At 33.0% G+C, this 9,073-nt stretch carries 7 protein-coding genes and 1 tRNA gene; 2 read left to right on the top strand and 6 right to left on the bottom strand.

Annotation, left to right across the window (positions count from 1 at the left end; genetic code table 11):
- Positions 1–605 precede the first annotated feature (605 nt).
- Entirely contained in the window at positions 606–944 is a 339-nt protein-coding gene (locus tag IRZ80_RS16300; protein ID WP_194642637.1) for a hypothetical protein, read from the top strand.
- A 431-nt stretch (positions 945–1,375) separates the two neighbouring features.
- Here IRZ80_RS16300 and IRZ80_RS16295 read toward each other — a convergent pair whose 3' ends face one another.
- Positions 1,376–2,500, bottom strand: coding sequence for a DUF4236 domain-containing protein (locus tag IRZ80_RS16295; protein ID WP_194642636.1), 1,125 nt, complete (start codon positions 2,498–2,500; stop codon positions 1,376–1,378).
- Between the two features lie 157 nt (positions 2,501–2,657).
- Positions 2,658–3,275, bottom strand: a complete 618-nt coding sequence (locus IRZ80_RS16290) for an IS5 family transposase (RefSeq protein WP_228520935.1) — start codon at positions 3,273–3,275, stop codon at positions 2,658–2,660.
- 370 nt (positions 3,276–3,645) lie between these two features.
- On the opposite strand from IRZ80_RS16290, the gene IRZ80_RS16285 reads away from it, so the two are divergent.
- A tRNA-Ser gene (locus IRZ80_RS16285) sits at positions 3,646–3,730 on the top strand.
- Between the two features lie 366 nt (positions 3,731–4,096).
- On the opposite strand, the gene IRZ80_RS16280 is transcribed toward IRZ80_RS16285, so the two are convergent.
- From IRZ80_RS16280 to IRZ80_RS16265, 4 genes are all read right to left on the bottom strand, one after another.
- On the bottom strand, positions 4,097–7,891 hold the full coding sequence (locus IRZ80_RS16280; RefSeq protein ID WP_194642635.1) for a T9SS type B sorting domain-containing protein: 3,795 nt from the start codon (positions 7,889–7,891) through the stop codon (positions 4,097–4,099).
- 156 nt (positions 7,892–8,047) lie between these two features.
- Entirely contained in the window at positions 8,048–8,452 is a 405-nt protein-coding gene (locus IRZ80_RS16275) for a hypothetical protein (protein WP_194642634.1), read from the bottom strand.
- 63 nt (positions 8,453–8,515) lie between these two features.
- Positions 8,516–8,761, bottom strand: coding sequence for a hypothetical protein (locus IRZ80_RS16270; protein WP_194642633.1), 246 nt, complete (start codon positions 8,759–8,761; stop codon positions 8,516–8,518).
- 47 nt (positions 8,762–8,808) lie between these two features.
- Positions 8,809–9,012, bottom strand: a complete 204-nt coding sequence (locus IRZ80_RS16265) for a hypothetical protein (protein ID WP_194642632.1) — start codon at positions 9,010–9,012, stop codon at positions 8,809–8,811.
- Between the last annotated feature and the right edge of the window lie 61 nt (positions 9,013–9,073).

Raw genomic sequence — 9,073 nt, 5'->3', positions numbered from 1 at the left:
GATATACATGAAAGAAGGTTAATACTATATGATCACAAATAAAACTTATACTGAATTAAAACATTATAAATAATATCTATCGATATTAAAATGCTTAATAAATATAAAATAACTAATTTTGCAACATTGATAGTTTGCTTATCAACAAAGTCATACACACAAAATTCAGAAAAAATGAAAATGAAATTTTCAAAATTCTCGAAAATCGCAACAACGGGAAAAAAACAAAACACAAGCAAAGACATTAATAATATTGACTTCACTTGTAACGTTGTGCATGTTGGTCATGTTCTAACTCTAAATGATATTAACAAAATCAGATCAAGCAAATACACTTATCTTTCTTTTTAATACTACAATATTTTTTTAAACAATGGTATTAACAGGCTACCCTTATACTTCCAAGGGAAGCGACACCAATGAAAATAATACACATCTAGAACGTTACACGTTTAAATCCGAAATAATTAATCAGCAATATATCGTTGAAATATTGTTTTTAGAACACCATATCTACTTAGTCCAGTTTTATCTAAAATGTCATAGACTATCAGGTAAACGGTTTAATTTATTACTAAATAATCCTGAAGGAAGAAACAATAAAAATGCTTTCTACGTTATTAAATACAATTACAAATATTTGTTTAGATATATACCAAAAAAAACCCAAGGCATCTTTTGGGTTTATGGGTGCTCCAACTTCAAAAGAATCAAATCCTAAAAAAAACAAAAAAAATATAAACCCCGACAAAACAATAAAAAACACAAAAAGACACAGAATTTACTCACTCTATGTAAAAAGATATTTCCCACCAACTAAATTTAATCATACAGTATATAATGAATCCAGTTGTTATTTATTGAATAATCAAGCAAACCCTCTTTTAACCACAGAACTTGCAAACACCTATCATAACCACTTGATTGAAACCAAAAGTTGCTAACACTTCATAAGCATACTAATCAGAGCTAAGTTTATGTGGTCAAAATTAGACTACATTCATATGAATCCAGTTCGGGCAGTAATTGTAGAAAGAGTTTGTGATTATATTTATTCGAGTGTCCAGCAATAATGTACATGATAACGGTTTAGTTCAGATAGAAAAAAATGGATAATCCAATAGTTGATGTTTTGAAGTCATGGCCATTTACAAAATACAATCAATATTAACTGCTAAAATTGTCAATAGGAAAGGCGCAAAGTCAGAGACATTTGAGCAGCACTTACAGTAGCATTGGGGTTTTAATAGATTTTGAGTGTACATTTTGCGGAGCGGGGCTTTACCCTCGGATTTGCCAAATCATCCCAAAACCATTTTAAATTAAGCCAATTACCCAAATATCTTGTAGCAAGTTTTGGGTGCTGTGCCGTTCATTAAATTTGTTTTAACGATTTAATAGTTTGTTGATAATCACTAAAGGCTTGTCCAAAGGCTTGTGTAAATTCATAGTTACTAAATTCATATTCTTCATTTAGTCCTGTACTTGTCTTTAGACTGATTTCGCCATATCTTACTACTGGAATTTGATAATTACCTTTGAAACGTTTATCAGGACTTCCATTTTTGTTGACTTTTGCCCAAGTTTTATCAATTATTTTTGAATCACGTGGTATAGTTCCTGTTTCAGTAAATCGAACATAACTTTGATTGAATGTTATTTCATCAAGTCCAATAATTGCAAAATTTATTGTTGAAGAATACATCACAATAAAGTTCGGATAAAAATATAAATCAGCTCCATTTGCGTTTTGAAAATAAAGTGCTTCAAAATCTGATTTTATGTCGGGAAGAGATTTTAGAGAAAACTTTACATTCCGTTTTTTTACTATTGTACTTGCTGATGAACGTGTCGCCACTCTGTCTTGAAAATGAGCACTCGTTACATCCCAAATTTTTTGAGACGTTGTCAGTTTTTTGAAAGTATCGACTAGTTTGTTGTATTTTTCTTGAATTTCTGTTTCAAAATCTATATCAAGTTTTACATAACAATTTTCTATCTGTTCTTTTGTTTGTTTAATTGCTTCTTTTTGAGCTTCAATGTCAATTTTTATATTTTCAGGTATTGTCTTTTTTATTAACCCATAAAGTAAAATATAGCTAAAATTTAATTTCAGCTTTGAGGCACCTAAAGTTGCTTGAATTTTGAGTAAGTCAGTTTTTAGCTCTTTACGTTGTTGATGAGCTAAAATAATTGCTTCTTTGACTCCTTGCATATTTTGGCTTGTGATTTCCTGAACGTCAGCACTAAAAATATTGTCATTTTTTTCTAATATTAGTTGAGTATTATATTCTTCGGGGGTCTGATTGGAGTTAGAGTTTGATAATTTCTGTCTATTATAAACACCTAAACCAGCTACACTTGTATTTAGATAACTTCCCGACTTGCCAAAAGTTATACTTGCACCTTTAACTCCAATAGAAGTTGTTATACCACTTTTACTAAAATTCAAATGAACTCCTGGGATAATTTTAATTCGTCTGCGGAAACTCCAAGCCATATTTTGTCTTATTTAATTATTGGAAATATTGTCGTTTGTACGTCTTTTTTTTAGCATTGCTCCCAACTTATATATATCCCTATTTCATAGTGCATATCTACCTCTGATAGATGGACATATTCAGACCAATTCTATGGAAATGAAACTTAGAGCCTGTTTAAATTTTATTCAATAATAATTTTATAGTTGAAATTTTGACCATATTCTCGGATGTTTCAAAAAGTAGTTCATAATTTCTACATAATCTTCGGTCGTTGTCAAACCAAGAGAATGTTCTCTCTACAATCCATCTTTTATGTATAGGTTTAAACCCTATTTTTCTATCATCTGAACGCATTACCACTTGAATAATATAGCCAAATTTATTTTTTATGTTTTCAATCACTTCGCCTCTGTAACCACCATCGGCAAGGATTACTTTTATAGGACATAAAAAATAGTGAAGCGTCCTCATTAGTAAATCTGCCGCTTTACTATCATGGACATTGGCAACTGTTACCATTATTGCCAAAAGAAACCCATTTTTATCAACCACAATATGCCGTTTAATTCCTTTTACTTTTTTATTGCCATCAAAACTATTTAAGGAACGATTATTTCCCCATCGTACACTTTGACTATCCATTATTCCTAGACTTGGCATTGTATTTTGACCTCTATTAAACCTGACTTTTTCTCGCAATTTTGGCAGTAATAAATCAAAACATTCCAAATTTGACCATTTCCAATAGTAATAATACACTAATTGCCATTTTGGAAAATCTTTAGGTAACATTCGCTACTGACAACCTGTTTTTACGAGATAATTAATCGCATTCCAAATGACTTTCAAATTATATTTCCGATTTCTATTATCGATTTCTAAAGTCTTTTTTATAAATTGCCACTGGGTTTCTGTCAAATCGGTTGGATACATCTTTTTATGGTTTGGTCACTACAAAAAGACAAATTTCAATCGGTTTCTTTAACCCATAACAATTATTTATTTTAAATTTTTAAACAGGCTCTAAATATGTAAAGTTATGGTTATTAGTTCTTTGTTTTTTTTTATGTAAATATAATTAACACTTAGTCTTTAAATATTTTTTTATTTAGAAAAAGACACTATATTTGCACTCGCAATCAGGAATAGATGGCAACATACTGGAGAAATGGCAGAGCGGTCGAATGCGGCAGTCTTGAAAACTGTTGACTGTAACAGGTCCGGGGGTTCGAATCCCTCTTTCTCCGCGAGCTGAAAAGCAAATGGTTACAAGACCCACTAAATTCAACGATTTAGTGGGTTTTTTCTTTTTGGGTTACATCAAATTATTCATTAAATCTCAAAGTTTAGTTGTCTTTCGAGGAGTCACTAAAAATTAAAATTCTAAGTGACTCCTCTCAACGAAAAAACACCGCTACTACAAGGTGTTCAACAACATATTCAAAAAGTGTACATCTTGTGTGTAGTTATTAGATCAACTTTAAGAACCACACAACACTATGCAAAGGTATTGGATAGAAAAGTGAGTGAGGATATGAGAATATTAAAAGATAAATTTGCATTTAAAAATTCAACTGCTAAAGCAGCTAAGTCCATTTAATTTAGCGAGATAGCTATCTCTTCAAAGCAAAATGGCCTTTGAAACTTCTGCCGTCTTCCAGTTGAATCGTGTACCAATAATCAGTAGCTGGCATTTGCTGGCCTATATAAGTTCCGTCCCAGCCTTCTCCCGTGGGATTGATTTCTTTTATCAATTTTCCGTAACGATCAAAAATCCGCACTGTTGTTCTTGCATTGAAAACAGTATTAACTCCTTTTAGATTCCAAGTATCATTATATCCATCCTGATTAGGCGTAAAATAATTTGGAATCCCTAAAATGGCAACTTCTTTAGGGACAATTCCACAGCCATTTACGTCTTTTACATACACTATATGAATGCCTGCAGAAACATTGGCAAAAATATTACTGTCTTGATAGTCTGTAAATTCATTATCCAAAGAATAAACATAATCACCAGCACCGGCTGCCAAAACAGTTATGCTGTTTTCCGAAGATAAATCAACAATATTGACTTGCACTGTTGCTTTATCTGATGCATTTACAGTGATGATTCTTGTTGCAGAACAGCCTTGACTATTGGTTGTTTTTACCGTGTAGATTCCTTTTTTATTGACAGTTAAATCATAATTGGTTTGATCAGCAATTGGGTTTTCGTCTAATGCCCAATTATAACTAAAATTGCCTTTTTGGATTTCGTTCAATAATCCAGCATTGATAATTTTGGTAAAAGTTGGTAAGTCACTGCATACTAATTCATCTCCTGTTAATTGAATCTTTGGCACTGGATTAACCACAAACGGAATAATTGCAGTTGCTATACAAGAAGGATTTAAGGGGTTTACAACTTCTACTTTTACATTTTGTGTGCCAGTTATAAAAGGATTCGGCAACGGACTGGAAAGTGAATTATTATTCCCGTCAAAATAGTTTATGATCATTCCAGTTTGCCCTTTCAGAATTGAAGTTTGAAAACTGGAAGTGTCAAAAGCATACTTTCCATCCTGCAAAACAGGATCAGTTTCATCATCGCAAACAGTTGTTAATGATGGAGCAATTGGGAAAGCTTCGGGCAAATCATCCACAATAAACTGTAAAGTAGTCTCAAATGAACAAGCTGCTGGAGTATTGTTTTTTACAGCTGCTTTTAGCGTCTGTGAACCTGTTAAAAACGGATTTGGTAATGGACTCGGCAATGGATTATTATTTTGGTCAAAATAAGAAACCGTTACATTGGTCAATCCATTCAATAGTTTGGCTTGAATAGTCGAAGTGTCAAAAGTATACAGCCCATCCTGATTGTCATCACAGTGATTTTGTTTCATAGATTGTACAATAGGAATAGGTTCTACAGTAAGTGTAATATGGCTTCCTAATCCCAAACAATCATTATTTAATTTGCTATCAACACGGATATAGATATTTTGTGTTTTTGGAGAGCTTGTATTTCTGTAATTCGAAATATCAGCAATTGCATTTTTTTCAGCTAAAGCATCGGCTGCATTTTGATAATAGGTAATATTTAATTGCTGTCCAACAGGAAATATGCTCTGGATTTGATTCGCAACACTGCTAAAATCAAAAGAAGTAATACCATCCGTATTCGTGCCAAAATCAACATCGTCACACTGTATAAAATCTCTCTTAAAAGTCAACGGAATTTGAGTGGTAGAAACAATAAGATTCAGTTGTGCCACTCTGAAACAGCCGTTGCTATTGGTTACTCTTGCAAAAACCTTGTCAATGCTGACGGTTTGATTGGTATAGTTTGTTTGATTTAGAATAGGGTTGGTGTTGTTTTGGGCATCTAAAGCCGTTTCAAAAAAAGCAATTGTTTCAGTTGCTGCATTAGCCGTTATTTTATTGATGGCTTCTTCCAGATTAAAAACACTAAATCCATCAATATCATCGTCACATTGTTTTAAATCCTCAACTGAAGTTACCATGGGTAAGGCAAATACCTCAATTTTGAATGAAGTAGTCGCTGTACAATTCGGATTATCTTTGTTAGCCACTTTTATATGAATAGTTTCTATTGGAATAGTATTTTCATAAGCTGTTGGATTCAATATGGGTTGTGTCAATCCAGCATCTTTGTAATATGAAATCAAAAATTGGCCAGCAGATTGACCATTTAGAATACTAGTGCCTTTTTGAGTCAAATCAAAGATGACTTTACCGTCATGATCCGTCCCGAAACTGATATTGTCGCAACTCGTCAGACTGGAAATAATTGTATTCGGTTTTGGTGTATCAAAAACATCAATGTTAAATGTGGTGTTGCTTTTGCATTCGCTATTGGCTTTATTAGAAACTTCAGCTGTTATGGTTTCTTGATGATACGCTGCTGTATTAATATAAGAAGTTGGCGAAGGAATGGCTGTATTATTAGCAAAATAATTTACCGAGTATAAATTAGGGTCTTGTCCGTTTAAAATAGCGGTATTTTGTGTGGTTAAATCAAAAAGATGCAAACCATCATTATTGTCATCGCAAACCAATATATCTTGTGGTTTTGTTGAACTTGGCATTTGATAGATAATTACGTCCTTAGTTTTGGTACTAGTTCCAGTTGTATTAGTTGCTGTGACAGAAACGTTATATGTACCAGCCACGGAATAGATATGGGTTGGATTTAGATCTGTTGATGTCGTCCCATCACCGAAATCCCAATTGGCAGTGTTTATGGTTTGGGATCCACTTAATGTAAATTCGGTAGCGGCACCCAGACATACATTTTTGATTGAAAAAGAAGGGTTGAAGTAGGATTGAGAAAAAGCAGGCAAACCTAGCAGCGACCTTTTTCCTCCCAAATCTACGGCACTTGTTTGTACATCACAACCTAATCCTAGAACATTCGGATTATTAATTACTCCAAGGCTAGAGGTTTTATAATTTGCTATATAAATTTTATTGTTAGGTCCCAGTTGTAAAGCTCCTAAGAAATATGGAGACTGAACAATCAAATTTTGGCTTAAAGCTATATTTGCTGCATTCAAATCATATTGATAAACTTCACGGGTTATTTGAAGAGTTACATACAGCACTTCACTGTTTGGTGAAAATTCAGCCCCATAAGGTTGGTTTCCATTATTTATATTGACTGGGTTTGATACAATTCCAGTTGAAGCATCAAAATCAAACAGTTGTGTAAGGCTTAAAAATTGATGACAAGCTACTATTTTTTTTCCATTTGGGGATACTTTCATATATCCCATTACATTATCCGTTGATGAATTATTAACTACAGTACCTGAATTTGAAATTACGGGAGCTATACTTACACCTGATGAGGACACTAAGTGAGAATAAAACGAATTGTTATTCCAGCCATGAGTTATAACCCAATAATCAATTCCATTTGCATGTTTTACTATCGAAAGTTTTTCACATATAGGAGTGTAAAGCGGGACATTTTTATTAGTAGTTACAGCTCCTAATCCACCATCTAGGTTTATATCAACTTCGCTGTATTCTACCCCATCGATTAAAGCATTTACTGTTGTTGTAAATATATAAAATAAATTAGAAGACCCTGGCTTTTGAATGATTGTAGCCGATTGCGAACTGGAATTATGCCCCTTTAAACCCGTGCCGTTTAGCATAATTTGATGATTTTTATTGTAAACGGTTACACCGTCTGTGTAAAACATTAAATCGCCATTACTGTCCGACAATGCAGCACAGCCTTCTAATGTATTCAATTGCCCATCAAAAAGCGGAATAACAGAATCATCTGTTTGGAATTTAATTCCTGCATTTTCTCCAAAATACCATACACTAGCTTCTTGCTGTGCAAAAGAAACTAGTGTGAAAAAAAAGCATATAAAGAGTAATTTTATTTTCAACTATTGTATTTTAAATTTTTAAATTTGTTATTTTTAATATGGTTGCAAAAACACCTATTCATTTTCTAATTTTACATTAGAACCCTATCGTTCGGATATGTACTGCCTATCGTTGGCTACATATCCGAACGGTCGGGTTCTCCAGTTTATTTCAGGCTAATTAGCATCATAAATTATCTCCCAATTCATTTTTTCTAACTCACTTTGCGTAAATTGATAGCGTTTCAATACTATATTATATTTTACTATGCTATCCCAAGGGGTTTTCTCTATAACATCGGAATCAAAGATAAAAATCTGGGCAGTTGCGTTAAAACTGAGTATACTCGTTGAAAAAGCTTCTGTTTTTCCTGGATAAATTTTATAAGCTGTATTTTTACTCGGCACATTTTCTATGTTTTTTAGGCTTGTATCTGGGTAGGAGTAAGACATTCCCCAGTATATTAACTTCCCGGTGTTGTTTTTAAAGTTAAAATAAAAGGGAACATTTCTTTCGCTAGAACAAGCAATTAGACTTAGGCCTATTGCTAGAAAGATGATTTTTTTTAATGTATTTTTCATAATTATTTATTGTTTAATTTTTAAACACGAAGTGCTAGGAGAAATACTAATTTTCATCAAGAACTATCTATATTTTTTGTAATTCAAGTCAAACGGATTATTAAAACCACTGTCAAAAATAGGATGATTTATATAATCCCATCCATAATTTTTAAAATAATCTCTTCCTCGTATGTTAGCATCTTGCTCAGCCCAGAAAGCCTCGTGTTGATAGTGACCGTCCTTATTATCAGGAACATTATTAGCATTTATTGCGCTTGGAATTGCGTAATCATAGATGTAATTCCACCCAACTTCTTGGCTTTGCAAATAATGCCCATATTCGTGTTGAAATAAGGAGTTGCTTGGGTCAGCTTCTATTTTATTATTCCCATTATAAAACTACCTAATGTAACACCGTTAACACCAGAGTTCCAAGGTACACGGTTTCCAAAAGTTTTTATAACCGTTGCTCCTCCATAATATTGAACATTATCTACTTTTCCTGCAACATTCGCTACTTGACCATATAGATAACCTAAAAATGGCTTGCGGTTGTTCAAAAGTAAACCTACTTGCAATTTGCCCTATGTTTCCTTGAAACCAACCTGAGTCAATTCGCCAAGCATTTCTAGTTTTATC

The sequence above is a fragment of the Flavobacterium sp. HJJ genome (assembly GCF_015351475.1).
GTDB classification, from domain to species: Bacteria; Bacteroidota; Bacteroidia; order Flavobacteriales; family Flavobacteriaceae; genus Flavobacterium; species Flavobacterium marginilacus.
The sequence above is the reverse complement of the archived record's forward strand: the minus strand, read 5'-3'. Positions and strand labels throughout refer to the sequence as shown.